The following is a 25,741-nucleotide window of genomic DNA, read 5'->3' on the forward strand; positions in this document are numbered from 1 at the left end:
GGCGGCTCAGGTGTCGACCGCGATCGCGGTCCCGTCGTCCGCGACCACGATCACCTCGTCGCCGCCGTCCCCTGTGACGTCGGCGAACAGCGGGCCGCCGTAGGCGACGACCTCGGCCGGGCCGCCCCGAGCGATCACCTCGCCGCTCTGGGTCATCGCGAGCGCCTCGCCGGCGCGGTTGACCGCGACCGGTGCGAGTTCGCCGTTCCCGTCGACGTCGCCCATCCGCGGCTCGTTAATCCGGGTCGACGCGCCGTACTGCTGTTTCCAGACGACCTCGCCGTCGAGGAGGTCGACGGCCCACACGCTCCCCGAGCCGCCCACGTACACTCTGCCGGGGTCCGCGTCGCCGACGGCGACCGGGAGGTCCTGAAGCCCGACCTCGTACCGGTCCGACCCGTCGCTCGCCTCGATGGTCTCCAGGTTGCCGTTCGATCCGCCGAGCGCCAGCACGGGACCGTCTCGGCTGTCCGCGGCGGCCCAACTCAGGGGGTTCACGTTCGGCGTCGTCGTCCAGCGCGCCTCGCCGCTCGCGTCGAGCATGTGGACCGTCGCGGGGTTCCCCGCGGTCGTCAACACCGCGAGTCCGCCCCGGTAACCGGCCTCGGTGTCCGGTTCGACGATGAGGGGTCGGCGATTGACGTCGCCCGACAGCGAGGTCTCGGCGACGGAGTCGCCCTCGCGGTTGACGACGCGGACGGTCCCGTCGGTCGCGACCGCCGCGACTTCCCGACTCCCGTCGCCGGTGAGGTCGCCGATTGCGGGTCGGAGCCCGCCGGTACCGCCGAGGTCGACCGAGAACCGCTCCGCGCCCGCGGCCGCGTCGACGACGACGATCTCCCCGGACGCCGTCGTGAGCGCCACGACCGGGTCGCCGTCGAGGGTCCCGGCCGTGAGTCCGCTGACGCCGACGGGACCGCCGTCGCTCCCGTTCGCGTCGCCGCCGCTTCCGTCCGAGTCGCCGCCGCCCCGCTCCGCGTCCGGTCCGGAGATCGGGACCGTCCAGGCGGTCTCGTCGCTTCCGGCGACCGTCGCGCGGACGACCCGCGATCCGTTCTCGACCGCCGGCTGAAGGAGCAGCGGGTCCCCGTCGACGGTCGCGACCACGGCGCCGCTGCCGTCGTCGCCGGCGGCCGGTTCGGACTCCCAGACGACCGTGGTCTCCGTGGTGGCATCGTCGACCCCGACGAACGCGAACAGCGCCACACCGACGCCGGTCGCGCCGCCGGCCAGCAGGATGAGCGTCGCGAACAGGACGCGTCGGTCCATTTGAACCCCCTTCGGGCGTCGCCGTGAAACGGTTGTCGAATCCGGTCCCCGCCGGGCGAGTGTCGGGGAGCGCGTCTGAGACGGTCGCGCCTACAACAGCGTCGCCACGTGGTCCGCGTGCGCGTCGCCGACGAGTTCGCGCAGGGCCGCCGGGTCCCGCTCGCCGTCGGCGTTGACCAGGTAGACGACGCCGTCGCGGTCGCCGTAGACCCCGTGGAGGTCGTAGACGAAGCCGTACACCGTCGCGTCGGCTGCCTCCTCGCTCTCGCGGGCGAACGCGACCTGCTCGTGGACGTTGTACTCGACGAGCCGGTCGCGAACCGAGGAAGCGACAGCACCGTCCGCATCATCGGCCGTCTCATCGCCACCCGACGCGTCGTCGACCGGCGCATAGTCGGCCGTCCAATCGTCCACCGGCGCATAGTCGGCCGTCCAATCGTCCACCGGCACATCGTCGGCCGTCGCGTCGTCGGTCGCTCCCTCGCCGTCTTCGCCGACGACGGCCGGGTCGGCCAGTCCGGACTCGACGATCGGCAGCAGCGCCTCCACGTCGGCGCGGACGCCCGGTTCGGCCGGGAACTCGCCGGTGCGGGCCGCCGCGAGCGCGGCGCCGACCGCGCCGCAGCCGGTGTGGCCGACCACGGCGAGGACCTCGGTGTGGGTGTGGCGGAGCGGGTACGCCACGCTCCCGTCGAGGACGCGCTCGCCGTCGACGAGGGCGCTGACGCTGTTGCCGATGGCGCCGGAGGTGAAGAGGAACCCCGGCTCGTCGACGGCGAACATTCCCTCCTGAGAGACGCGCGAGTCGGAACAGCAGACGGAGACCACCCCGGGACGCTGGTCGTCGCGGTGACGGTCGAAGGCGCCGGGCGCGAGCGCAGCGACGTGGTCGTCGTTGCGGTCGAGGAGCTCCGAGAGTATCCGCCGATTCATACCACCTACACCCGGCGGGGAACCAAAAGCGTCGGGGCCGTGAACTGTCCCTTCGATCTGGGGCTGCTCGTCGCCGTCGAAACGGCGGGCCGGTCAGGCGACGAGTCCGACGACCGAGACCAGAACCCCGACGACGAACACTGCGAGGAGCGCGACCGTCGCGATCACGACCGCGGGCGCGAGCGCCTCCTCGTTCTCGTCGAGAACCACGTCTTCCATGTTCGGCATGTCCGAGTCGTCGTCGCGGCGGGGTTTGAACGCTTCGACCGAGTCCCGGTTCTGGATGATCCAGTCCGCTACTGGTCGAGCCACACGTTGTTGTAGTCGCTCACGACCCGCGGGTTGTACTGCGAGCGCGGGTGGGCGACGAAGTCGTTGACGTAGTCGCGGACGCCGATGGAGACGCGCAGGCTGTAGCTGGGGAGGTGAACCCGGTCTTCGAGCACCGTCGGGATGATCGACTCGTAGAGATCGCGCCGCTCGTCGATGTCGCTGGCGCGGCGCGCCTCGATGATCTCATCCATGAGGTCGTCGTTCTCGTAGTAGGTCCCGTTGGTGTCGCCGATCTGGCCGTCGTGGAACAGGTTGTACACGTACGAGTCCGGGTCGGGACCGCCGAGCCAGCCCAGCGCGTACATGTTGTAGTCGTCCTCGTTGCCGGTGTCGTAGGTGTCGAGGAAGGTACCCCAGTCGTACCGGCGCACCTCCGCCTCGTAGCCGGCCTCGTTCAGCCCGTTCGAGACCGAGATGCCGATCTGTTCGCGGAGGTCGTCCGGCGGGACGATGATCCGGAAGTTGTAGTCCTCGGGCACGCCCGCGTCCGCGAGCAGCTCCGCGGTCCGGTCGACGTCGCGGTCGTGGCCGATGTCCGCCCAGTCGTCGACCGGGAAGTCCCACGAGTCCGCGACAGGGAGCGGCACCGGCGCGTAGTTGCGCTCGCCGGCCGGTTCGATGAAGTTCGAGACCGCCTGGTCCATCGAGACGGCGTAATCGATCGCCTCGCGGACCTGCGGGTCGGCGGTCGGTCCCTCGTTGCAGTTGAACGCGATGTAGTAGTAGGAGATGCCCGGCTCCGACTGAAGCGACATGTTGTCCGCGTTCTGTACCGTCTCCCACGTCTGCGGCGTGATCCCGTCCGCGACGTCCGACTCGCCGGTCTCTAAGGAGACGACGCGCGTCGTGCTCTCTTCGACGGGTTCGAAGCGGAGGCGGTCCAGGTACGGCTCCGGATCGCCCCAGTAGTCGTCCCACTTCACCAGGTCGACGAACTCGCCTTCCGTCCAGTCGTCGAACTCGAACGGTCCCGAGCCGACCGGCGATTCGAGGTTGAACGCGTCCTTGTCCGCCTCCCGAACCGACTCGGGGACCACGCTCCGCGTCAGCGCGAGCGTGTAGAACGGGCCGTACCCGTACTGGAGGTCGATCTGGACCGTCCGGTCGTCGACGACCTCGACGGTGTCTATCATCTCCACGTCCGGCGCGTTGGCGGTCTCCTCCTCGACCGGCGCGAGAAGCGAGTACCGGACGTCCTCAGCGGTGACTGGGTCGCCGTTCTGGAAGCGCGGCCCGTCGCGCAGTTCGACGACGTACCGCGTCCCGTCGCGTTCGACGGTCGGCTCCTCGCGGGCGAGGTGCGGAACCGGGTTGGTGCTCTCGTCGTAGGCGTACAGCGGCTCGAACACCTGCGAACACACCTGCTGCGAGTAGATGTCGTTGACGACGATCGGGTCGAACTCGATCGGCGACACCTGCTGTGAGTACACCAGCTCCCCGCCGGCGACCGGCTCGCCGCTCCCGGTCCCGTCGTCGGTTCCGTTCGAGTTCCCGTCCGTTCCGTTGCCGGTGCCGTCGGAGCCGCGGCCGGCACAGCCCGCGATAGCCCCGGCGGTCACCCCGGTCGCGAGGCCGCGCAGGACGCGCCGCCGCGACGGATCGAGTTTCCGTGACATGCTGGTCAGTTTCGCCCCGCCGTATAAGTCTCCGGACACACGGGCAGCGTTCGACCGTACGTCGGATCACCGGTGATTCCGTCCGGTATCTGGCGGTCGCCGACGTGTTTTTGTGCGTCGGGCGTGGCGGATACGCCAACACGATGCCACGCGAACAGTACCAGACGAAACTGGAAGGACTCCGCGACGACGTCCTCTACATGAGCGAGGTGGTCGCCGAGCGCCTCCGCATGGGACTCGACGCCCTCGAACGGCAGGACGGGGAACTGGGCGAGGAAGTGATCACCGGTGACGCCGAGATCAACGACCTCTACCTCGAACTGGAGGGCCAGTGTACCGATCTCATCGCGCTCCAGCAGCCGGTCGCCGGCGACCTGCGGTTCATCGCGGCGTCGTTCAAGATCATCACCGACCTCGAACGGATCGCTGACCTCGCGACGAACCTCGGGGAGTACGCCAAGCGGGCCGACCGCGAGGTGTTCCCCGACGTCGACGTCCAGCGCATCGGCGACGACACGCTGGCGATGCTCGACGAGGCGATGGCGGCGTACGCGGAGTCGGACCCCGACCGGTGTTACGCCGTCGCCGAGGCGGACGACGACGTTGACGCCGCCTGCGAGGCCGCGAGCGACCTCGTCGTCCGCGACCTGATCGAGCGCGACGAGCTGCGCGACGACGAGGACGTGGAGGCGACGATGCAGAACGTCTCGCGGCTCCTGCTCACGATCCGCGACCTCGAACGGATCGGCGACCACGCGGTCAACATCGCCGCCCGGTCGCTGTACATGATCGAGAACGACGACGAGCTGCTGTACTGAGCTGGATTCTCCGCGATTCGATATCACACTCCCGTCCGGACGACTCTCCGAAACGTGTCATCCGAGGGGAGTCTGTCCCCCTGTTATATCCCTCTGAGTCGAGACGGGACGGTGTATGGTACTGGGAGCTATCGTCTCGTTCGTCGTCGCGCTGTTGGTCGGTGGATTAGGGATTTACATTAGCGGCCGCGTCGTCGCGGGCGTCGACGACTACTCGCACGCGGTGGTCACGGCGCTCTTCGGCGCCCTCGCGTGGGCGATCGGGTCGCTGATCCCCCTGATCGGGTCGCTCGTCGCGCTGATCGCGTGGGTGTGGGTCATCAAGTGGCGGTACCCCGGTGGCTGGAAGGACGCGGCGATCATGGGGCTGGTCGCGTGGGCCGCCGCGCTGGTCGTCATCGCAGTCCTGAACGGCGTTCTCGAACTCAGTATCAGCGCGTTCGGCGTCCCCGGCGTCTGAGTCGTCGCCGGTCGGTGCGGCTCTACTCCTCGTTTTTAGGTCACGACTTCGAAGCGTGCGCCGCTGGCCGCGTCGTCGGCGATGCGGATCTCCCAGCCGTGCGCGTCGACGATCCGCTCGACGATCGCGAGCCCGAATCCGCTCCCGTCCTCTCGGGTCGTGTGGCCCTTCCCGAAGACACGCTCGTGCTCCCCGGGCGGAATTCCGGGTCCGTCGTCTTCGATGAACACGCCGCCCCCGTCGGGCAGTACACCGGCGGTAAGCGTGACGTCGCTGCCGCCGTGTTCGACGGCGTTGCGGATGATGTTCTCGAACGCCTCGGTGAGTCGCGCGGAGTCGCACGACAGCGCGACGCTCCCCGTGACCCGTAGGGTGCTCTCCGGCGCCCGGACGTTCTCGTAGCTCTTCTCGACGATCTCCTCGTACGGAACGTCGCTCCGCTCGCCGAGCGTCTTGCCCTCCTTCGCGAGCGTCAGCAGCTCGTCGATTAGCTCGCTCATCCGCGTGATGGCGTCCAGGGCCGTGTCGATGCGCTCGTCGTCGCTCTCCGACGCCGCGAGGCTGAGGTTTCCGGCCGCGACGTTCAGCGGGTTTCGGAGGTCGTGTGACACCGTCCCGGTGAACTCCTCCAGCTGGTCGACCGTCTCGGTCAGCTCCCGCTGGTACAGCTTTCGGTCGGTGATGTCGCGCGTCAGTCCGACGAGCGACGTGACGCCTCCGGTCTCGTCGCTGATGGGCTTACACCGCGACTCGACCCAGAGCCGCACCGCGTCGGACTTTTCGACCCTGTACTCGACCACCTGCGGCGTCCCCTTCGAGCACGACTCCATCGCCTGCCGAACGCGGTCCACGTCGTCTTCGTGTATCCGGTCGAGAAACGTCGTCGGATCGTCCCGAAGCTTCGCCGGCGGCTGCCCGAAGATCGCCTCGTGGCCGTCGTTGATGAACCGCAGCTCGTCCCACGTTGGCGAGAAGACCCACCACACCTGATCGGTCACGGAGGCGACCTCGCGGAGCCGCCTGTTCGTCCGGTCCCGCTCTCGCTGCGCCCGCCGGTGTTCGACGTAGGTGACGATCTTTCTGGCGAGCAGCGGGGCTTGGTTCTCGATGGTGTCCTGGATGACGTAGTCCGTGACGCCGGCCTCGATGCTCTCGCTCGCGACGGCTTCCGTCCCGGTGTTCGTGAAGAGCAGGAAGGGGAGATCCGGACGCTCCTCGCGAACGCGCTTCAGAAACTCGACCCCGGTCACGTCCGGCATGTGGTGATCGCAGAGCACGCAGTCGATCGCTTCCTCCTCCAGCAGCCGCTCTCCCTCGACGGCGGAGTCCGCCGTCTCGATCCGGAGCCGGTCGCTCTCGTTGCGTAGCTGCGTGGAGACCAGCTCTCGAAGCTGGTCGTCGTCGTTGACGTACAGCAGGTCAACGGGCCGTTCGCTCCTCATGCCACAATGAGCCGGAGCGAACCCAATAGGGATTGTCCCGCGACAATCATTATTGATACCGTGCGCGGCACCCAGGACCGCAAGCGGTGGGTCTTGGGCACCCCGAACGCGGACTCAGTCGTCCGCGACGGCGGGAGCGGTCGGCGCCTCAGCCGGCGGTTCGGTTCGCCCAGGCTCGGACAGCAGCGTCCACTCCAGCTCTTCCTCGTAGTGGAACGCGCGGTGCTCTTGTGTCGGGTCCACGACCGTCAGCGAGAGCCAGTCGTTGTCCAGCAGTTCGGCCACCGCCTCGTTGTCGGCCAAGACCTCGGTGACGCGGTCGACCGGCGCGTGGAGGACCGTCGAGAGGCGGAGCGGCTGGTGGTACGGCTCGTCGGCGGCGGCCATGACCGACTGGAGCGGCAGCCCGGTCATCAGGTCGCCGCCGTTGCCCTGGTACACGCCGACGTTCCCGACCGGGTTGTGGGTCACCTTCGACCCGCTGCCGTACGCCGCGTTGTCGACCGTCGAGAAGTAGTACTGCGCGTTGATCCACTGGGTGACAACCATCGGTCCGGTCAGGATCGCTTCGAGCGCGTCCCCGTCGGGATCGGTCGCCCAGTCGTACGAGTGGAGGAAGGCGCGCCCGTCGAGGTTGAGGTCGCTCGTCAGCTCGCGGGGACCGACGACGAACCCGGCGTTGCCGGCCAACCCCCACTCCGGGCGCGTCTCGGCCCAGTCGCCGGCGCGGCGCTCCGCCTCCTCCACGCTCGCCGCGTCGCCGGGAGTTGCCGAGTCGTCGTCCGCGTCTCCGACCCGTTCGGCGGTCGCGTTCTCGCGCGCCGCGTCGAGGTCCGCGCGCAGCCGAGCGAGGTCCGCGGCGTGCGAGTCGGGTACGTCGCCGTCGTACAGCTCGATCTCGTCGGTCGTCGTGTTGTGCTCGGCTGCGAGGAAGACCGTGTCGTCCGGCACGTCGTGGCCGCGATCGCGCAGATCCGCCCTGACCTCGGGGTCGTTACAGATCGTGGCGAGGGCGCGGGCGTTCGGCCCGCCGGGGTTGCCGGCGCAGGCGCCACAGTCCAGGCTGGAGTCGTAGGGGTTGTTGGCCGTCTCGGCCGCGTGCCCGGTGAAGACGACGAGGCGACCGAACTCCTCTACGCCCATCAGATCGAAGGCGGTCGCGGCGTACTCGACCTTCTCGTCGCGGGTCAACCCCGCCGGAAGCCCCTCGCCGGCGCCGTCCCGCCGGTGAACGCCCGGCTCGCAGAACTCGTGGTCGTCGGGCGCCGAGTCGTCGGCCGCGGCGAGCAGGTCGGCCACCCGCCCGGGAACGAGCGTGCGCGCCGCGAGCGCGACCCCGTATCCGCTCCCGGCGCCCTCGACGAAGCTGAACGCGGTGGCGGGGTTGGACTTCAGCGTCTCGATCACCTCGCCGGCGGCCTCGCGGAAGTCCGCCCAGCGGTCGCGACTGGCCCGCGCGTCCTCGTCGGTCGGGACCTCCGAGACGCGGTGTTGCGCGTCGACGATGGGCGGGCAGGCGTCGACCGACACGTCGGCGTCGTACCCGCGGTACTCCATCGGGACGCCGAAGAAGCCGGCGTAGCCGTGCGTCTCGTAGTCGCCGGTCGCCTCGACGTGCCGCCGGATGACCTCCGAGCGCGTGTCGATACAGAAGACCAGCTGCGCGTCCGGGCGCTCCGACCCGCCGTCGGCGCGGGCGTCGCTCGCCTCGGCGCGGGCCTCGCTCTCGGCGGCGACCCGCTCGACGAGCTCGCCCCGGTAGCTCGCCTCCCACGCGCTCAGGAACGCGTCCGCCAGTTCGACTGTCGTCTCGGTCTCCGCGTCTCCCGGATCGGACGAGGGGGAGACGTCGGCGTCGAAGGCGTCGAGCAGCGCGAGCCGGACCGCGAGGTACCCTTCGAGCGTGATCGGGTGTGCGGACTGCCACGCGTCGCCGTCCGCGGCGCGGCGCTTGATCAGCCCGGTCCAGCCGGGGAGCGCGGCGAACTGCGCCTCGAAGACGGAGTTCCACCGCCCCTCGGGGTACGGCTCCAACACGGATTCGACGGCCTCGATCGGCGACGCCGGGAGGTCGGCCACGACGCCCTCGTCGGGTATCTCGTCGTCGTACGGGACCACCGACCGGAAGGCGTCGTAGAACCCGTTCTCCCGGTTCGGCATCGACCACTCCGCCTGCCCCTCGTCGAGGAACGCCGACAGCCACTTCGCGAGCACGCGGTCGACCCGTTCGGCCTCCGGGCGCTCGGTCTCGTCGTCGCCGGACGGCCCTCCGCTCTCGTCGCCGGTCGGATCCGTCGTCTCGCCGTCGGTCTCCATCCGCTCCAGCAGCGTCTCGGGGTCGTCATCGTACCCCCGCTCGGCCAGCTCCGCGTCGAGCAGTTCCGGGTCGATCCGGCCGTCGTCGAGGGCCGCCCGGAACGTCTCCGGACTCGGATAGCCGCGACCGCCGAGGAGGTCTGCCGCCCGAGGCACGGCCTCGGCGAACGGTTCGTCCTCGAAGCCGGAAAGCGGGTTGGCCGTCACGAACGAGTGGATCGGCCAGACCGAACCGACGGTGGTCGCGGCTTCGTCGATGCTCTCTCTGATGGCGCGTTCAGTGCTCATTGTATTCCTCCGTGGCGGTCAACACCGTCTCCGGGGCGGGTTGCCCCGCGTTCAGAAACGCGACGTAGAGGCGCTCGCTCCGCTCGTGGACGCCGGTCTCGATCGCGACGTACGCCGCGAGGAAAGCGACGGCGACGAGCGCGTGAAGCGCGGTCAGTTCGGTCGGCGCGGAGACCATCGGCACCCCGGCGAGGACGCTCGAAACGGCCTCGTAGACGAGCGCGTAGCCCGCGATGGCCGGCAGGAAGACCAGCGGGATCGCGCCGTAGCGGGCCGCCGGCGACAGCGCGGTCTGCCGGAGGGCGCTCCGGGCCGCGTGGAGCGTCGTGAGCGCGACGAGCGCCGCGAGCAGCAGTCCGCTGTCGACGCTCGTGCCCTTGCCGGTGAGGACCGCGAACGTCGCGCCGCCCGCCAGTCCGGTCGCCAGCACGACGACCGCGCCGACGGCGCTCGTCTCAGAGTGGGCCTCCTCAGTCGGGACCGCGTGCTCGACCTCCTCGCCCGCGCTGAGGAAGTGGTACGCCTTGTAGAAGCCGTGGACGATCAGGTGCGTGATCGCGGCCCCGAAGAAGCCGAGACCGGCCTGGATCGATCATGAACCCCATCTGTCCGACCGTCGAGCAGCCCAGTTCGCTCTTCACGTCCGGCTGGACCGTCTTGAGCAGCTTGCCCAGCAGGGCGCTGGTCGCCCCCACGGCCACGACGCCGAGCATGAGCGCGGCGTCGACGGTCACGACCGGGGCGAAGCGGGTCAACAGGACGCCCCCCGCGTTGACGAACCCGGCGTGCGATCAGCGCCGAGGCGGGCGTCGGGGCGGTCATCGAGGAGAGCAGCCAGCCGTGGAACGGGACGAGCGCCGACTGGAGCATCGCCGCGAGGACGAGCGCGACCGCGGCGACGACCCACGCGGGGCCGCCGAGACCGTCGGCGCTCGCGGCGACGCCGGAGACCGTCGGCGCGCCCGTCGCCCACCACAGCGCCGCGAGCGCGACGCCGAGGAGCGCGCTGCTCGCGAGGAAGGACCGCCGAGCGACGCTCGCGGCCGCCCGCGCCTGCGGCCAGCCGTCGACGGTCCCGATGAGCCGCGCCATCAGCAGTCCCATCGCCAGCCAGCACAGCCAGAACAGCGCGATGTGGTCGGCCGCGACGAGCGCCATCACGGCGAGCGTGAACGCGAAGACCCCGAGGAAGAAGTCGGTCTCGTGGGCGCTCCCGGCCATGTAGCGGCGCGAGTAGCTGTGGACGATCCCGCTGAAGAAGGTGACAACCACCCACATCAGGACGGTCAGCCCGTCGACGGCGACCGCGCCGGGGATCTCCACGTCCCCCCGAGTCGGACTCGGGCGACGAGCGCGGCGACGCTCGCGGCGAACAGCGACCACGCGAGCCACGTCAATACCGCGGGGACGGACGACGACTCGCCCGTCTCCCGGAGCGCTCCGACCGTCGGCTTCGAGGTGCGTCCTGACATCGTTCGACTCTTCGCACGACCGCTCGAAACCCGAATCGCCACGGACTCCGATTTCGGTCGTCTCTACCCAGTCTTGAGAACACAATGCCTATTAAAACTGTCTGTGTTCACAAAACGTTCGAATAAACTCAATTATAGAACGTTATGTTTATCAACGGCCCGACCGGCAGGTCAGTCTCTCGGCTACACACCACGACCCACGTCACGAAACGGTCCTTCGACGTGGCTCCGTTGGAATCCTCTGCTTCAGACGAATTCTCGCCTGAAACAGGCCATCGCTGAGAGTTGTGTATCCACTACCTATCTCGAATTTTGGACGACGTGAACAACCGCTCCGGTGGCGGCGGCGGCGATGAAACAACCGAACCCGTATATAAGTGCGATCGAAAAGAACGGTCCCAGACCCTGTGCCAGTAATTCCGGACTCCCTGTATCGACCGCGGCACGTACACCGCTACCGAATCCGAAAACCGCCGCGAACACGACGGCAGTGAGTACACCGGCCTTCGAACTCTCGACTATCGATTCCGCGAGATCGGTACTTCTCCTGCCGATGGCCCCACCCGCTACCGCTCCGCCGAGCGCCCACCCGTCCGGGCCGATGAGTACTCCTGCGATAATACCAACGGCCGAGCCGACGACTACACCCGTAATGACGTTCCTGGTGAAAAATCGCATACCGTAATTTGTACTTGTTTTTTTAAAGGTATGGGACCGACCCATTACAGAAGTAGAGAGATACACTAATTGAGGTGTGATCTGTGTCTTCTGTACTGATCACGTGTGAATCAGAACACATCACTAATCTATTGTTTTCGACAAGCTCCTCATCCTAAATATTACCCCAGTAGCCTACTGTATTTTTATAGTGCTGGCAGACATCGTCTCACTCGATGAGTCGGTATGATCCGTGGCTATTTCTCCCGGTTACAACGATTCTTTTCCCGGCACTACTGTTAGCGCTCACACCGATCGCACAGGACCCGCAGTACTTCCAAAACGGGATCTACCGCGCTTCGCTGGGATGTTTCGTCGTGGTCACGCTTGCGTACCCGTACCTCGTGATGCGCAGTTTGACGAACTCACGGATGACACTCTCAGACGCGAAGAAATCGGCCGTCGCAGTTGGAGTTTTAACGCTGGGTATAATCCCGCTCGGGCAGGTCGTTTTCTCCTTGGCATATGGTCTCGTCGTGTACCCCTCCGAAGCACCGGCATCGTGAATTCCCCGTATTGGCCGCGACCGGGTCAGAATATCTCACTCTCTGAGGATTTCAACGGAGCCGCCTACGTCACGACACGACTCCCTCGATTCGTGTACGCCCTCGATTGCTTCGCCTTCGCGACGCTCGGCGTCGCTATCCGTCGTCGCGCCCCTCGGTGTCGAACCTCCCGAAGGGGGTCGTCTCGTGGGTCCGCACGAGAACCTCGTCGGCGACGGTGACGCCCATGTCGAGGAGCGCCTGCGCCACGGGCGTGATGTCGTTGTCCGACTCGCCGACGACGGTCACGAGCAGGTTCTGCTCGCCGGTCACCAGCTCCTGGACCGACACGACGCCGTCGATCTCCAGAATGTCGGGGATCAGTTCGCCGCGCTCCGGTATCGACGCGGTACAGTAGAGCAGCATCCGGAGCGGATACCCCGACCGCTGGTAGTCGACGTTGGCGCTGTACCCCTTGATCACGCCGTCGGATTCGAGGCGCTGGATCCGCTTGCGGACGGTGCTGTCGGAGGTCCCGGTCCGCTCCGCAATGTCCCCGGACGACGTGTTTCGGGCGTCGGCCTGTAGCGCGTACAGGATCGCCCTGTCGACGTCGTCGATCGCTCCGTTGTCCATACCGCACTGGTTGGCGCGTGTCGTTTTTATACGTTGGCAGCTCGTCGGCCCGGTTCCGACGCGTCCGCCGCCGTCGATCCCGACGCGTCCGCTGACATCGATCCTGGCGCGTCCGCCGCCGTCGATCCCGACGCGTCCGCTGACATCGATCCTGGTGCGTCCGCTGACATCGATCCCGGCGCGTCCGCCGACGTCGATCCCGACGCCTACATACGATCGCCGTTAGTGGGTCGGATATGGGAACGTACACCGCGGACATCGACGTGCGGTTCCGCGACATCGACGCGATGGGCCACGTCAACAACGCCGTCTACGCGACGTACATCGAGCAGGCGCGGACACGGTACTTCCGCGACGTCCTCGACGCCGACATCTCGCGGGCGTCGACCGTGTTGGCGTCGATCTCGATCGACTTCCGGCGGCCGGTCGAGCTCTCCGACGGGGAGGTCACCGTCACCGTCGACGTGGCCGACCTCGGGCGGTCGAGCGCGACGATGACCCACGAGGTCCGGGTCGGCGACGCCGTCGCCGCGGAGGCCGAGGCGACGCTCGTCTCGCTCGACCCCGACACCGGCGAGCCGATGCCGATCCCGGAGGAACACCGGGCCGGGATGGAGTCGTACCACGACCTCTGAACCGGCCGGGACGACTCTCCCGGTGACCGGGAGTGAGCCGGACGCACACCTTCTTGACGGCGCGGACGGATCGATCGGTATGAGCGTTCGACTGTACGCCCTCGACGGGTGCCCGTGGTGCGAGAAGGTCGCCGACGCCCTGGACGACGCGGGCGTCGCGTACGAGACGGAGTGGGTCGACGCGCTCCACTCCGGGCGGAACCAGGTCAAGCGGATCAGCGGCCAGCGCGGCGTTCCGGTCCTCGTCGACGAGGAGCGCGGCGTGACGATGGCGGAGAGCGCGAACATCGTCGAGTACGTCGAGAGGACCCTCGCATGAGCATCTACACCGGCCGCGGCGACGAGGGCGAGACCGACCTCCGGGACATGAGCCGGGTGTCGAAGTCGAGCCACCGCATCGAGGCGTACGGCTCCGTCGACGAGGCGAACGCGCTACTCGGGACGGTCCGCCCGACGGGCCACGACGATGTCGACGATCTCCTAGAGACGGTTCAGAACCACCTCCACGTCGTTCAGGCGGATCTCGCGAACCCGGACCCCGACCCGGACGACCCGCAGGTCGAGAGCGACCACACCGAGGAGTTAGAGGAGCACATCGACGCGCTCGACGAGGAGTTAGAACCCCTCAAGTCGTTCATCCTCCCGGGCGGTGGCGAGGCGGGCGCGGCGCTCCACCACGCGCGCACCGTCGTGCGACGCGCCGAACGCCGGGTCGTCGACCTCGCGCGCTCGGAGCCGATAAACGAGGCCGTCGTCACCTACCTCAACCGGCTCTCCGACCTCCTCTTCACCCTCGGGCGCGTCGTCAACGCGCGGGACGGCGAGCCGGAGGAGTCGCCCTCGTACTGACTCCCGCCTCCGGATTCGTCCCGACCGCCCCGGATTCGTCCCGACCGCCCCGGATTCGTCCGACCGGCTCCGTTTCCGGTCCCGAGCGCGCGACTTTTCACCGTCCCGCGCGAGGGACGAGTATGACGCTCGACAGCTACGCGGCGGCGGTCTCCGGTCTCGACCCGGAACCCGGCGAGGTCGAGACCGCGGAGCTCGTCGTCACCGACGACGTGCTGGTGAAGGCGTTCGTCCTCGGCCCGGACGCGGCCGTCGACCCCCACGAACACGCCGACGCGACGAACGTGTTCCACGTGTTGGAGGGCGAACCGACCGTGGTCCGCGACGACGACGAGGCGGCGCTCGCCGCGCCCGCGGTGGTGGAAAACGAGCGCGGCGCGGTCCACGGCGCCCGAAACGACACCGACGACCGAGCCGTGCTCACGGCCAGCATCGCTCCTCTCCCCTGATGGACGGCGAAATCGACCCCGAGGAGCTGTCGACGCTGCTGGACGCGCACGCCGACGGCTCCGCCGACGAATCCGAATCGCTCCGCATCGTCGACATCCGCGATCAGCGCGCGTTCGACCGCGGGCACCTCCCCGACAGCGAGTGTATCCCGTTCCCGGAGCTGACGAGCCGGATCGCGGAACTGGAAGGGGCAGAGCGGATCGTAACCGTCTGTCCGCACGGGGTCGCCAGCCAGCAGGCGGCCCAACTGATCGGCAGCTACGAGGGGACGCAGAACGCACGCGTCGAGAGCCTCCGCGGCGGCATCGAGGCGTGGGAGCAGGCGGTCGGCGAGCTGACCGAGTCCGACGAACCGGACGACGGATCCGACGCCGGGGACGCCGACGAAGGTCCCGAGTCGCCGTTCTGACGCGGGACGGAGCGCTTCTCGCCCGGCTCAGATCGCACGGAGGCGAACCCGCCAGAAGTCGCGGAACGCGTCGTCGAGCGCCGCCTTCGGCTTACCCGTCGCGTCCGAGACGTCGGTGACGTCGGCGCGGTCGCGCACCCGGCCGAGGACGCTGCGCTCGCCGACGGCGATCACGCGGTCGATGTCCTCCGCGTCCGCGACCTCCGCGAGCGCCTCGTTCGCCTTCTCCAGGTGGTCGTCAATCTGCCCCTCGCGGCGGCGCTCGAAGCGCCCCTGCGAGAAGCCGCCCTTCGAGTGGGCCTCCTTCACGTCGCTCGTGAACCCGTCGAAGTCGACCCGCTCGTCGCCCTCGTAGGTTCCGACGGCGAAGGTGTCCGAGCGGACCACGGCGAACGCGAACCGGCCGGTCGGGCGGAACCACGCGTCGGGTAGCCGGAACCGATCGCTCCACCGGTCGTACGGCTCTGGTTCGATCGGCGGCGTCAGCGCGACGCTCACTGCGCCGGTGTCGTCGGCGAGGACGACCGCGGGCGCGGCGCGCCGGACCAGTTCCGTGCGGTCGCCGAACCAGTCCGAGACGGTCGCCGGCACCGAGTCGGCGTCCGGGACATACGCCGTGAGCAGCCCCTCGGGGTCGTCGCTCTCGACGCTCCGAAAGCGGTCGAGCGCGTCAACCAGTCGCGCGCCGCTGCGGTCGCTCACGCGCCGGAACTCGACCGACTCGTCGGTTCCCTCGGCGCGCTCCAGCCGCTCTTCGAGGGACTCGATCCGGTGTTCGAGCTCGTTGACGCGCTCCTCGGCGCGCTGGCGGTCGGCGACCGCGTCGGAGCGGCGCTCCTCCTCGGCCTCGGCGCGGCGTTCGAGGTGGCGCTTCTCCTCCTCCAACTCCTCGATGCGCTCTTTCAGCTCGGCGCGCCCGAGCAGCCTGTCGATCATACCGAATCCGCGACCCCCTGTGACCTAAAAGGTGCGTCTGCGGCGGCGACGATATTGATACCGCTTATAAACGAACGATGTGCGGTGGCGCGTGCCTCCGAACGCCCGAAGGGCGTGAGGAGCACGCGCGAGGGAGTCGGTGGTCCGGAGCGAAGCGGAGGACCACCGACGAGGCTGGGGAGGCGTGAGGCGCGGGGCGGTGCGGGGCGGGACTCAAAGGGGCAGCCGGGAGGCGGGCGCAGGCGTTCACGAGAGCAAAGCTCTCGTGAGCCAATCAGAACGCGGAGCGTTCTGATGACGACGTAAGCACTGGAAGGAGCGAGCGAAGCGAGCGACTGAAGCGCGTGGTTCGAGAGAGCTTTGCTCTCTCGTCATCCCGAAAATCGGAGATTTTCGGGCGACAACGAGCGTGCGCCCGCCTCCCGGCTGGAGGCTTTGGAGGAGTTCGCCGCCGACTCACGGACAACCACTTATAAATAACCGGTCACGACGACGAAATTACGGAACACAGGGGCAATCAAGTAGTACTACGCGTTCACGAACGGCTCCCACCCCTCCCAGCGCAGCAGCTTCTCGGCGCAGTCCGCGTCCGCAAGCAGCACGTTCCGCCGGTCCGGGAGCGTCTCGTCGGCGAGTTCCTGGGGAATCGCGAGCGTACCGCTCGCTACGTCGTCGTCGCCGCCGACCGGAATGTGGCCGCCGTCGACTTTCATCACGAGCGGGGCGTCAAGTCGCTCGACGCCCTCCCCGTCCGCGTACAGCTGCTCGTTGACGTGTTCGTGGTCCGCCCGCTGGATGACGGCGCGCTCGCCGTCGTGGGGTTCCACGTACAGTTCCCCCAGGTAGTAGCCGCTTGAGAATCGCTCGAACATTCTGTGCGTGTGATACTCTACCATGGCTGTACATAAGTGTTTCTCGGACGTGGTCGATCCTGATAATCAGACGAAGGAACTGTTCTCGTCGTCCGCTCTGCCCGCTCCGCCCGCTCCGTCCGCTCCTACTCCCCGTCGGACCGCCGCGCGACTTCGTGACGGCCGAACCCGTACCGGAGCCGGTTCGCCAGTCGGCGCGAGAAGCGGCCCTCGTTGCGGGAGTCGAACCGCTCCGCGAGCGCCTGGTAGATGATTGGGACGGGGACCTCCTGTTCGAGCGCCTCCTGAACCGTCCACGTGCCCGTCGACCCGCCCGCGACGTGGTCGGCCACGTCGCCGAGGTCCGACCCCTCCTCGCGGAACGCCTCCTCGCACAGCTCCAGCAGCCACGACCGGATCACGGCGCCGTTGTTCCAGGTGCGCGCGACCGACTCCATGTCCAGTTCGTAGCGCCCGTCCGTGAGCAGCTCGAACCCCTCGCCGTACGCCTGCATCAGCGCGTACTCGACGCCGTTGTGGACCATCTTCACGTAGTGGCCCGCGCCCGACTCGCCCATGCGGTCGTGGCCGTCCGGCCCGGTCGCGACCGCGTCGAAGACGGGGACCATCGCCTCGTAGGCCCACTCCGGACCGCCGACCATCAGCGAGAAGCCTGCCTCCGCGCTCGCGGGGCCGCCCGAGGTGCCGCAGTCGAGGTAGGCGGCGTCCGTCCCCTCAGCGCGGCGGGTCGACTCCTCGAAGTGGGAGTTCCCCCCGTCGACGACTACGTCGTCGGAATCGAGGTGGGGTTCCAGGTCCGCGAGCGTGGCGTCGACCGCGTCGCCCGCGGGCACCATCAGCCAGATGCGCCTTTCCTCACCCAACCGGTCGCAGAGGTCCGCCACCGAGTCGGCCGGCTCCGCGCCCGCCTCCGCCGCCTCCGCGGTCGCCTCCGCCGAGAGGTCGAACGCGACCACGTCGTGGCCCGCCTCCAGCGACCGGTTCGCGACGATCTGCCCCATCCGCCCGAGTCCGATGACGCCGAGTTCCATGCGCGAGGGGTGGCGACCCCCCGCCGTAGTGGTTCCGGTTCGGCTCCTCTTTCCTCCTCGGCTGCGTCCGCAGTCGCCCCCTCCGTCGTCGCCTACTCGCCGGCCGCTGCCTCTGCCTCTGCCTCCCGCTCACCGAGGTGCGCGCGCAGCGCGTCCACGTCCTTGTTGCCCGCGCCGGTGTTCAGCAGGACGACCGTGTCGTCGGGACCGAACTCGCCCGACTCCGCAAGCGCGAACGCGCCGGAGACCGTGGCCGCGCAGGTCGCACCGACCTCAAGCCCCTCCGCCCGCGCCACGTCGATGGCGGCATCGAGGATCTCACGGTCCGTCGTCGCCACCGCCCCGCCGTCGGACTCGCGGATCGCCTTCAGGATGAGGTGGCTCGCGCCGGGGTCGGGGATCGCGATCCCGTTGCACGCCGTGTCGACCTCGTCGTCGTCGAGCGGCTCGTGCCGCTCCGCGCCCGATTCGTAGGCCCGGACGACCGGCGCACAGCCCGCGGCCTGCGCGGCGTACATCGGGACCAGCTCGTCGGTCCACCCCAGATCCCGGGCCTCCCGGGCGGCCTTGTCGGATCCCCACCAGCCCGACGCCGCCGCCGGTCGGGTAGACGACGGCGTCAGGGGCTTCCCAGTCGAGCTGCGCCAGCAGCTCCAGCGCCATCGTCTTCTTCCCCTCGTGGCGGTACGGGGTGACGAACGTCTTCGTCGAGTACCACTCCGGGTGTTCATCCATCGCCTCGGCGTAGGCCGTCCCGGCGTCGCCGATCTGCGAGTTCCCGTCGATCGGGTCGGTGACGGTGAGGTCCGCGCCGTGGACCTCCGTCATCGCCTTCTGGGTGAACCCCGCCCGCGAGGGGAGGAACACGTGCGCCGCTGAAGTCCGCGCGGGCCGCGTACGCCGCGGCCGCCTGCCCCGCGTTGCCGGCGCTGTTTAAGGCAATCTCGCTCGCGCCGTGCTCGCGCGCGGCCGTCATTGCGGCCGCCTGCCCGCGGTCCTTGAACGTCCCCGTGGGGTTCGCGCCCTCGTCTTTCAGGAGGACGCGGCCAACGCCCATCGCGTCCGCCAGCGCCGGACACTCGACGAGCGGCGTGGCGCCCTCCCCGAGCGACACCGCCGTCTCGGCCGGGAACGGGAGCAGCTCCGCGTACCGCCACATCGACCCGTCGGGCCGCGAGTCGAGCGTCTCCGGGGTCAGCTCAACGCGGTCGTAGTCGTAGTCGGGGTCGAGGATGCCGTCGCAGTCGGGACAGCGGTGGGTCGCCGTCTCCGCGTCGAACGTCTCCCCGCAGTCGACGCAGGTCAGGCCGATGAACGCGTCTGTCGTCTCCATGCGACCGCGCTCGCGCGCCGGGGACTTCGGTCCTGCGGTCGCGGCGGGCGGTTCGTCTCTTCGGTCCTGCGGTCGCGGCGGGCGGCACGGGCCGATCCGCGCAGGGGTATTTAGGTTCGAAACGTATGAAGGGGCACGCGGAGGGGGACCGAGACCGTACGGTCACGAGAGATGTGTGTACCAGCGACCGTCGGGGCGGTCGGTCCGCCGGGGGAATCGAGGTGGAGGCGATGAGTCGGACCGCACTGCGACTCGACCTCCCGACTGGGTCGTGGCTCGGCGACGTCTCCCGAAGCGTCTCTTCGGCGACGCTCCGGGTCGACGAGACGATTTCGGTTGACGGCGACGGTCCCGCGGAGGCCGCCGTCGACGATCCGAACGCGGCGGACGACGCGACGAGGACGGTCGCGACCGTCCTCGTGGCCGGCACGGACCGGGACCGCGTCGAGGACGCGCTCCGCGACCACGACCGCGTCGCTCGCGCGACGACCGTCGAGCGCCGCGGCGACGTCCGCACGCTCCGCGTGGTCGGCGACACTCCCGCGTATCTCCCGGCGGCGCGCGCGGTCGGACTGCCGATCGAGTCGGCGGTCGAGGTCGTCGACGGCCGCGCGACCGTGACGGTCGTCGGCGACCGCGATCGCATCGAGGCGTTCGGCCGCCGGCTCGCGGGCGACGGGGTGACGGTCGGCGTCGCCGCGACCGGCGGCGACGACCCGGACCGGACGCTCACCGAGGCGCAGCGCGAACTCGTCTTCGAGGCGGTCCGGTCGGGGTACTACGACACCCCGCGCCAGTGTACGCTCACGGAACTGGCCGAGGCGAACGGGATCGCGAAGTCGACCTGTAGCGAGACGCTCCACCGCGCCGAGGGGCGGGTGATGCGGCGGTTCGTCGACGGCGCGGGGCCGTTCGACTCGGCGTCGGACGCCGAGGACGCTGCGACCGCCGACGGTCCGAACCCGGACGCGACCCCCCTCGATACCGGGGATTTCGACGACCGCGACCCCGGCGAGTTCGACGCGAGCGACGCGGACGGAGAGGAGCCGGCGCGGTCGGCCGCGACCGAACCCTGAGGCGGTCGACCGGGCCTCTCGGATTCGGACGCCCTATTCCTCGTCGAGCGCCTGCCACGAGAGCCGCGGGTCCCGCGCGGCGCCGACCTGGTCGATCCGGGCGGCGGCGGTCCGGGTCGGCGCGGAGTCGAGCGCCTCGTCGCTGTCGGCGTACGCGAGGTTGAACGCCTCCGCGAGGTCGTCGAGTGATGACTGCCCCTCGATCTCGGTCGGCTCCGTCAGCATCGCCTCCGGCACCATCTCCGGCCACTTCGTCGTCGGCGGGTGGACGCCGAAGTCCAGCATGCGCTTGGCGACATCGGCCGCGTCGCGGTCGCCCGCGGTCGCCGCGAACTCGTGGTGGAACGGGCCGAAGGGCACCTCTAAGTCGATCCGCTCGGCGAGGTAGTTCGCGTTGAGCACCGCCTTCGCGGCCGCGTCCGCCAGCCCCTCGTCGCCGAGGCGGGCGATGTACGCGTACGCCTTGATCAACACGAGCCAGTTGCCGGCGAATCCGTGTACCTTGCCGATCGTACGGGTCGGCTCGAAGCGCTCGTACCCCGACCCCTCCTCCGCCTCTCGCACCCGCGGCGTCGGGAGGAACGGCGCCAGTTCGTCGACGACGCCGACCGGCCCGGCGCCGGGACCGCCGCCGCCGTGGGGGGTCGCGAACGTCTTGTGGACGTTGTAGTGCGATCACGTCGAACCCCATGTCGCCGGGGCGGCCGCGACCGAGCAGCGCGTTGAGGTTCGCGCCGTCGTAGTAGAGCAGGCCGCCGGCGTCGTGGACGATCTCGGCGATCTCCGTGATGTCGCGCTCGAAGAGGCCGACCGTGTTCGGGTTCGTTAACATTAGGGCGGCGGTGTCGTCGCCGACGGCCGCCTCCAAGGCCTCCAGGTCGACCCGCCCGTCCTCGCCGGAGGGGAGTTCGACCACGTCGTAGCCGGCGGTCGCGGCGGTCGCGAAGTTCGTCCCGTGGGCCGACGCCGGGATCACGACCTCCGAGCGGTCGTTCCCGTGGTGTTCGTGGTACGCCTTCGCGACGAGGATCCCCGTCAGCTCGCCGGCCGCGCCCGCGGGCGGCTGGAGCGTGACGGCGTCCATCCCCCCGATTTCGGTGAGAACCTCCTGAAGCCGGTACTGAAGCTCTAAGATTCCCTGCGCCGAGCGCGCGGAGCGGTCCGGGTGGACCGCGGCGTTCGGGTCGGCCGCCACGTCCTCGGTGAACTTGGGGTTGTACTTCATCGTACAGCTCCCCAGCGGGTACGGCCCGGAGTCGATCGCCCAGTTCATCTGCGAGAGCCGGGTGTAGTGGCGCGCCGTCTCCGGCTCCGAGGGGTTCGGCAGCGTCAGCTCCTCGCGGGTCAGGTCGTCGGGCAGCGGGGAGTCCCCGCGCACGTCGACCGTCTCCTGCCCCTTCTCCGAGAGCAGCGGCTCGCGGACGTCCTCGCCATCGCGCTCGTAGTTCGCCTGGTCGTGGATCATCTACAGCACCCCCTCGAAGGCCGCGACGAGCCCGTCGGTCCGCCCGGCGTTCAGGTCGGTGACGCACACCTGAAGCAGGTGATCGTCGATCGCGTGGACCGCGAACCCCTCTGCCTCTAGGTCCTCCGCGACGGCGGGCGCGGGCTGGTCGACGCGCACCGCGAACTCCCGGACGTGGTGGCGGTCGTGGACGGGCGCGGCCGCGCCGGACAGCTCGTCGATCCGGGCCGCCAGCGTCTCGGCCTCGCGGACACAGTCGTTCGCGAGTTCGACGAGACCGTCTGGCCCGAGCGTCGCCGCGTGGATCGCCGCGCGGAGCGCGACCCACGCCTGGTTCGTACAGATGTTCGAGGTGGCGCGCTCCTTGCGGATGTGCTGTTCGCGGGTCTGGAGCGTTAGCGTGTATGCGCGGTCGCCGTTCGCGTCCTCGCTCGCGCCGACGAGCCGGCCGGGGACCTGTCGCAGGAACTCGTCGCGGCAGGCGAAGATCCCCAGCCCCATGCCGTAGCTGGCCGGCAGGCCGAGCGCGCCGGCCTCGCCGACGACGACGTCGGCGCCGACTTCCGCCGGCGACTCCAACACCGACAGCGCGACGACGTCGGAGCCGAGCGCGAACAGCGCGTCGGTGTCGTCGGCGACCTCGCCGATCGCCGCCAGCCGCTCCTCCACGCAGCCGCGGACGGTCGGACTCTCGGCGTACAGCATGACGACGTCGTCGCCCGCGCGGTCGGCGAGCCGATCAACGTCGGCGGTCCCGTCCGCCATCGGGTACGTCTCGACGCTCAGGTCGGCGCCCGCGCAGTAGTTCTCCAGCACCGCCCGCTTCCCCTCGCGGAGCTGTTCGGGGACGAGGACGGTGTCGCCCGAGGTGGACCGGACGCGGTCGGCGAGCGTCGCGGCCTCGCCCAGCGCGGTCGCCGCGTCGTACATCGAGCAGTTCGCGACGTCGAGTCCGGTCAGCTCCACCAGCATCGACTGGTACTCGAAGAGCGCCTGGAGGAACCCCTGTGACACCTCCGGCTGGTACTGGGTGTAGCTCGTGAGGAACTCCGCGCGGTCCGCGAGGTGGTCGACGACGCTCGGCACATAATGGCCGTAGTGCCCCCGGCCGAGGAACTCCGTGAGGTCGTCGTTGCGGTTCAAAATTCGGGCGCACTCGTCGCGGATCCCGCGTTCGGTGCGCGGTTCGATGCCGAAGTCGCCGTCGAACGCGACCGCCTCGGGGATGTCGAACAGCGCCTCCTCGTCGTCGACGCCGATCGCCGCCAGCATCGCCGCGGTCTCCTCGTCGGTGTGAGGCGCGTACGGGGTGCCGTTCGCCCGGCTCATCGGTCTGTCCCGCTCCGTCCGGGGTCGTTCGGTCGTTCGTCGGCGGATCGTCGGTCCAAGGGTGGCGTGGAGTCGGAAGGTGGCGTGGTCATGGTTGTGTGTCCGGTCGGCGTTTCATCCGGGGTTGCCGTCCCGTTTCCGGCGTCGAGTCCGAGGGGATCAAGCGATCTGGTCGTCGTACGCGTCGGCGTCGAGCAGCCCGTCGGCGTCGCCGTCCTCGGCGGGTTCGACTTCGAGCATCCAGCCGTCGCCGTACGGGTCCTCGTTGACCAGCTCCGGGCGGTCGAACAGCGCCTCGTTGACCGCGACGACCTCGCCCGAGACGGGCGCGTACAGGTCCGAGACGGCCTTGATCGACTCGACGACGCCGAACGCCTCGCCGGCGGCGATCTCGTCGCCGACCTCGGGGAGTTCGACGAACACCACGTCGCCCAGCTCGTCCTGCGCGAAGTCGGAGACGCCGATCCGAACGGTGTCGCCGGTCGTCGCCCACTCGTGCGATTCCAAGTACCGTCTGTCGTCGGGAACGTCGAAGCTCATTGGTCAGGGTCGCCGCGGTCCGCTCGGGTGCCGGTCCGCGACAGGTGTGATTCACCCTTCTGACGACGAGGAAATAAAAGGTGTGTTCGCGGCGGTCGCACCGGCGGACGGCCGCCGAACCCGCTCTGAGTCCTCCCGTTAGGTCCACCGTTCGCGCCCGGTCGGGTCCACCGCTCGCGCCCGGTCGGGTCCACCGCTCGCGCCCGGTCAGGTCTCCCGGTCCACCCCGGTCAAGTCCACCGGTCCAGCCCGGTCTGGACCTGCGACTCCGCGATGCGCTCGAACCCGCGTTCGACCTCGTCTGCGGCGACCCCCCACTCGTCGACGACGTACTCGCGGGCGGCCTCGACGTCGGGGTTCACGTCGGCGTCGACCGCGACGTCTGCCGCCGGCGGGTCCATGAACAGCTCGCGGATCGCCTCGGCGTTCGGGATCTCGGCGTCGCGGGCCGCCAGGACGCCCCACAGGTCGCCGTGTTCCTTCACCGCCGTCACCGCGGTCTTCGGGCCAATCCCCCGGACGCCCTCGTTGAAGTCGGTGCCGCAGAGCATCGCGACGTCGACGAGCCCCTGTCGGTCGAGTCCGAGCTCGTCGAGCGTCGCGGCGAGGTCCATCAGCTCCGGGTCGCCCTTGCTTGTCAGCTGGCGGAGCGTCGTCGGCGCACCGAACAGCAGGGTGTCGTAGTCCTCGCTGCCGGCGTGGTCGACGGTCCCGGTCGCGGCCATGTGCGCGCACTGCGCTTCTCCCTCCGCGGGCGCCTCGACGACCGGCACGTCGAGCAGTTCGAGGAGCTCGCGTGTCGTCTCCTGTATCGTGTCGGTGAGCCGCTGCGTGCGGGCCTCTAGGCGCGCCGCCTCGACCGCGTCGCCGCGCTCCTCGGCGGCCGCGCGTCGCTCCTCCGCCTTCTCGCGCTTCTCACGACGCTCGACCACCTCGTCGGCCTTCAGGTCGGTGACGGCGCCGTCGAACACCATCACGGGGATCAGGTCGTGCTCGAAGAACTTCGGCAGCCCCTGAACGACGCCGATCAGGTTCGCGACCTCAACGCCGTCGGCGGTGGTGTACTTCTCGTCCGAGGTCCACTTCACCGTCGTCGTGAGGTAGCGGTACAGCCAGTTGTGCGCGTCGACGGCGACGACGCTCCCCTCGATCTCCGCGAAGGCGACGTCGCGGATCGACGCGAGGTCGCGCAGGTCGGCGTTTCCCATTACCGGTCACTGGGGCGCGGCGCTCTTAAACGCTGACCGGTCCGCGGCGTTCGCTCGCCCGCGGTGGGCCGGCGGTTCGTCCGGCCGACCCGCCTGCCGACTTCTGGGCAGTTTATGTGTCTCACGCGCGTACGGAGCGTAACCGGATGGTCTCCCCGTTCGAGGTGTTAGACGTCGACGAGGACGCCGACGACGAGGCGATCGAACGGGCCTACCGCGAACGCGTGAAGCGCGCCCACCCCGATCAGGGGGTTCGATCGAGGAGTTTCAGCTCGTCCGCCGCGCCTACCGGGAGCTGTCGGAACGCGACCGCAACGGCGACGGGAGCGACGACGGAGTCGACCCCGCGGACGTCGACCTCGCGGAGGGATCAGACGCCAGAGAACCGCGATCGACCCGCGTCGAGTTCCTCGACTACGAGGCCGTCGTCGACTACGGCTGGTCGCTCGACGACGACGAGCTGTTCCGGAAGGCCTCCCACGCCGACCTCGACCCCGACGCTCACGGTCGGCTGCTCGTCCACCCCGACGAGAGCCTGCTTGAGGCAGCCGAGCGCAGCGGCTTCGCGTGGCCCTTCTCGTGTCGCGGCGGCGCCTGCGCGAACTGCGCGGTGTACCTCGCGGAGGGCGAGCTCTCGCAGCCGACCGACCACATCATGCCCGACGACCTCGCCGAGCGCGGCTTCCGGCTCTCCTGTAACGGCTACCCGCTGACCGACGAGCTGTCGGTCGTATTCAACGTGAAACAGCGCCCCGAACTCGACGACCTCATCCTCCCGCCCGGCCCGTTCACGCGTCGCTGAGCGGGCAGGCGATCGGTCGAC

Annotated in this window: 22 protein-coding genes and 5 pseudogenes; 10 read left to right on the forward strand and 17 right to left on the reverse strand. The window is 69.2% G+C overall.

What is annotated here, in order from left to right; genetic code table 11:
• Positions 1–6: 6 nt before the first annotated feature.
• The 4 genes from ACODNG_RS13270 to ACODNG_RS13285 all read right to left on the reverse strand — a co-directional run bounded on the left by ACODNG_RS13270 (position 7) and on the right by ACODNG_RS13285 (position 4,151).
• Positions 7–1,269: a PQQ-binding-like beta-propeller repeat protein gene (locus ACODNG_RS13270; protein WP_434521690.1), complete on the reverse strand. Its 1,263-nt coding sequence runs from the start codon at positions 1,267–1,269 to the stop codon at positions 7–9.
• A 90-nt stretch (positions 1,270–1,359) separates the two neighbouring features.
• Complete coding sequence (locus ACODNG_RS13275) at positions 1,360–2,202, reverse strand: carbonic anhydrase (protein ID WP_434521691.1); 843 nt, start codon at positions 2,200–2,202, stop codon at positions 1,360–1,362.
• Between the two features lie 93 nt (positions 2,203–2,295).
• Positions 2,296–2,514: a hypothetical protein gene (locus ACODNG_RS13280; protein ID WP_434523115.1), complete on the reverse strand. Its 219-nt coding sequence runs from the start codon at positions 2,512–2,514 to the stop codon at positions 2,296–2,298.
• Complete coding sequence (locus ACODNG_RS13285) at positions 2,499–4,151, reverse strand: ABC transporter substrate-binding protein (RefSeq protein ID WP_434521692.1); 1,653 nt, start codon at positions 4,149–4,151, stop codon at positions 2,499–2,501. The genes ACODNG_RS13280 and ACODNG_RS13285 overlap by 16 nt, the downstream gene beginning before the upstream one ends.
• A 143-nt stretch (positions 4,152–4,294) precedes the next feature.
• Between ACODNG_RS13285 and phoU the strand changes: the two genes are divergently transcribed.
• Together phoU and ACODNG_RS13295 are read left to right on the forward strand one after the other, a co-directional pair.
• Entirely contained in the window at positions 4,295–4,969 is a 675-nt protein-coding gene (gene phoU / locus ACODNG_RS13290; protein ID WP_434521693.1) for a phosphate signaling complex protein PhoU, read from the forward strand.
• A gap of 115 nt (positions 4,970–5,084) precedes the next feature.
• Complete coding sequence (locus ACODNG_RS13295) at positions 5,085–5,429, forward strand: hypothetical protein (RefSeq protein ID WP_434521694.1); 345 nt, start codon at positions 5,085–5,087, stop codon at positions 5,427–5,429.
• A gap of 35 nt (positions 5,430–5,464) precedes the next feature.
• On the opposite strand, the gene ACODNG_RS13300 is transcribed toward ACODNG_RS13295, so the two are convergent.
• The 4 genes and pseudogenes from ACODNG_RS13300 to ACODNG_RS13315 all read right to left on the reverse strand — a co-directional run bounded on the left by ACODNG_RS13300 (position 5,465) and on the right by ACODNG_RS13315 (position 11,625).
• On the reverse strand, positions 5,465–6,871 hold the full coding sequence (locus ACODNG_RS13300) for an ATP-binding protein (RefSeq protein ID WP_434521695.1): 1,407 nt from the start codon (positions 6,869–6,871) through the stop codon (positions 5,465–5,467).
• A gap of 114 nt (positions 6,872–6,985) precedes the next feature.
• Complete coding sequence (locus ACODNG_RS13305; protein ID WP_434521696.1) at positions 6,986–9,475, reverse strand: DUF2309 domain-containing protein; 2,490 nt, start codon at positions 9,473–9,475, stop codon at positions 6,986–6,988.
• Positions 9,465–10,947 (reverse strand): annotated as a pseudogene (locus ACODNG_RS13310) (proton-conducting transporter transmembrane domain-containing protein). Before ACODNG_RS13310 ends, ACODNG_RS13305 begins: the two are co-directional and overlap by 11 nt.
• 300 nt (positions 10,948–11,247) lie before the next feature.
• On the reverse strand, positions 11,248–11,625 hold the full coding sequence (locus ACODNG_RS13315; protein WP_434521697.1) for a hypothetical protein: 378 nt from the start codon (positions 11,623–11,625) through the stop codon (positions 11,248–11,250).
• A gap of 215 nt (positions 11,626–11,840) precedes the next feature.
• On the opposite strand from ACODNG_RS13315, the gene ACODNG_RS13320 reads away from it, so the two are divergent.
• A complete protein-coding gene (locus tag ACODNG_RS13320) occupies positions 11,841–12,170 on the forward strand; it encodes a hypothetical protein (protein ID WP_434521698.1) in 330 nt (109 codons plus the stop codon).
• 135 nt (positions 12,171–12,305) lie between these two features.
• Here the strand turns inward: ACODNG_RS13320 and ACODNG_RS13325 are convergent, their stop codons facing one another.
• Positions 12,306–12,785, reverse strand: coding sequence for an Lrp/AsnC family transcriptional regulator (locus ACODNG_RS13325; RefSeq protein ID WP_434521699.1), 480 nt, complete (start codon positions 12,783–12,785; stop codon positions 12,306–12,308).
• 236 nt (positions 12,786–13,021) lie between these two features.
• On the opposite strand from ACODNG_RS13325, the gene ACODNG_RS13330 reads away from it, so the two are divergent.
• From ACODNG_RS13330 to ACODNG_RS13350, 5 genes are all read left to right on the forward strand, one after another.
• On the forward strand, positions 13,022–13,420 hold the full coding sequence (locus tag ACODNG_RS13330; RefSeq protein WP_434521700.1) for an acyl-CoA thioesterase: 399 nt from the start codon (positions 13,022–13,024) through the stop codon (positions 13,418–13,420).
• Positions 13,421–13,499: 79 nt separating this feature from the next.
• Complete coding sequence (locus ACODNG_RS13335) at positions 13,500–13,739, forward strand: glutaredoxin family protein (RefSeq protein WP_434521701.1); 240 nt, start codon at positions 13,500–13,502, stop codon at positions 13,737–13,739.
• Positions 13,736–14,269, forward strand: a complete 534-nt coding sequence (locus ACODNG_RS13340) for a cob(I)yrinic acid a,c-diamide adenosyltransferase (RefSeq protein ID WP_434521702.1) — start codon at positions 13,736–13,738, stop codon at positions 14,267–14,269. The genes ACODNG_RS13335 and ACODNG_RS13340 overlap by 4 nt, the downstream gene beginning before the upstream one ends.
• 122 nt (positions 14,270–14,391) lie before the next feature.
• Positions 14,392–14,718: a cupin domain-containing protein gene (locus ACODNG_RS13345; protein WP_434521703.1), complete on the forward strand. Its 327-nt coding sequence runs from the start codon at positions 14,392–14,394 to the stop codon at positions 14,716–14,718.
• Positions 14,718–15,128: a rhodanese-like domain-containing protein gene (locus tag ACODNG_RS13350; RefSeq protein ID WP_434521704.1), complete on the forward strand. Its 411-nt coding sequence runs from the start codon at positions 14,718–14,720 to the stop codon at positions 15,126–15,128. The genes ACODNG_RS13345 and ACODNG_RS13350 overlap by 1 nt, the downstream gene beginning before the upstream one ends.
• Positions 15,129–15,155: 27 nt before the next feature.
• Here the strand turns inward: ACODNG_RS13350 and ACODNG_RS13355 are convergent, their stop codons facing one another.
• The 4 genes and pseudogenes from ACODNG_RS13355 to ACODNG_RS13370 all read right to left on the reverse strand — a co-directional run bounded on the left by ACODNG_RS13355 (position 15,156) and on the right by ACODNG_RS13370 (position 19,300).
• Positions 15,156–16,064: a Vms1/Ankzf1 family peptidyl-tRNA hydrolase gene (locus ACODNG_RS13355; protein WP_434521705.1), complete on the reverse strand. Its 909-nt coding sequence runs from the start codon at positions 16,062–16,064 to the stop codon at positions 15,156–15,158.
• Positions 16,065–16,591: 527 nt separating this feature from the next.
• Positions 16,592–16,936: a DUF5802 family protein gene (locus ACODNG_RS13360; RefSeq protein ID WP_434523104.1), complete on the reverse strand. Its 345-nt coding sequence runs from the start codon at positions 16,934–16,936 to the stop codon at positions 16,592–16,594.
• A 125-nt stretch (positions 16,937–17,061) separates the two neighbouring features.
• Positions 17,062–17,982: pseudogene (gnd, locus tag ACODNG_RS13365) on the reverse strand (phosphogluconate dehydrogenase (NAD(+)-dependent, decarboxylating)); the annotation flags it as partial.
• 77 nt (positions 17,983–18,059) lie between these two features.
• Positions 18,060–19,300: pseudogene (locus ACODNG_RS13370) on the reverse strand (threonine synthase).
• A 230-nt stretch (positions 19,301–19,530) separates the two neighbouring features.
• Between ACODNG_RS13370 and ACODNG_RS13375 the strand changes: the two are divergent.
• Entirely contained in the window at positions 19,531–20,376 is an 846-nt protein-coding gene (locus tag ACODNG_RS13375; protein WP_434521706.1) for a helix-turn-helix domain-containing protein, read from the forward strand.
• Positions 20,377–20,409: 33 nt separating this feature from the next.
• Here the strand turns inward: ACODNG_RS13375 and gcvPB are convergent.
• The 4 genes and pseudogenes from gcvPB to fen all read right to left on the reverse strand — a co-directional run bounded on the left by gcvPB (position 20,410) and on the right by fen (position 24,918).
• Positions 20,410–21,841 (reverse strand): annotated as a pseudogene (gene gcvPB / locus ACODNG_RS13380) (aminomethyl-transferring glycine dehydrogenase subunit GcvPB).
• Positions 21,842–23,170 carry an aminomethyl-transferring glycine dehydrogenase subunit GcvPA gene (gene gcvPA, locus ACODNG_RS13385; protein ID WP_434521707.1) on the reverse strand — a complete coding sequence of 443 codons (1,329 nt, stop codon included), beginning with the start codon at positions 23,168–23,170 and terminating at the stop codon, positions 21,842–21,844.
• Positions 23,171–23,329: 159 nt separating this feature from the next.
• A complete protein-coding gene (gene gcvH / locus ACODNG_RS13390; RefSeq protein WP_434521708.1) occupies positions 23,330–23,710 on the reverse strand; it encodes a glycine cleavage system protein GcvH in 381 nt (126 codons plus the stop codon).
• A gap of 230 nt (positions 23,711–23,940) precedes the next feature.
• Positions 23,941–24,918, reverse strand: coding sequence for a flap endonuclease-1 (gene fen, locus ACODNG_RS13395; RefSeq protein WP_434521709.1), 978 nt, complete (start codon positions 24,916–24,918; stop codon positions 23,941–23,943).
• A gap of 146 nt (positions 24,919–25,064) precedes the next feature.
• Between fen and fer the strand changes: the two are divergent.
• A pseudogene (fer, locus tag ACODNG_RS13400) lies at positions 25,065–25,720 on the forward strand (ferredoxin Fer).
• Positions 25,721–25,741: the final 21 nt, after the last annotated feature.

The organism is Halorubrum sp. AS12 (assembly GCF_051122765.1).
GTDB classification, from domain to species: Archaea; Halobacteriota; Halobacteria; order Halobacteriales; family Haloferacaceae; genus Halorubrum; species Halorubrum trapanicum.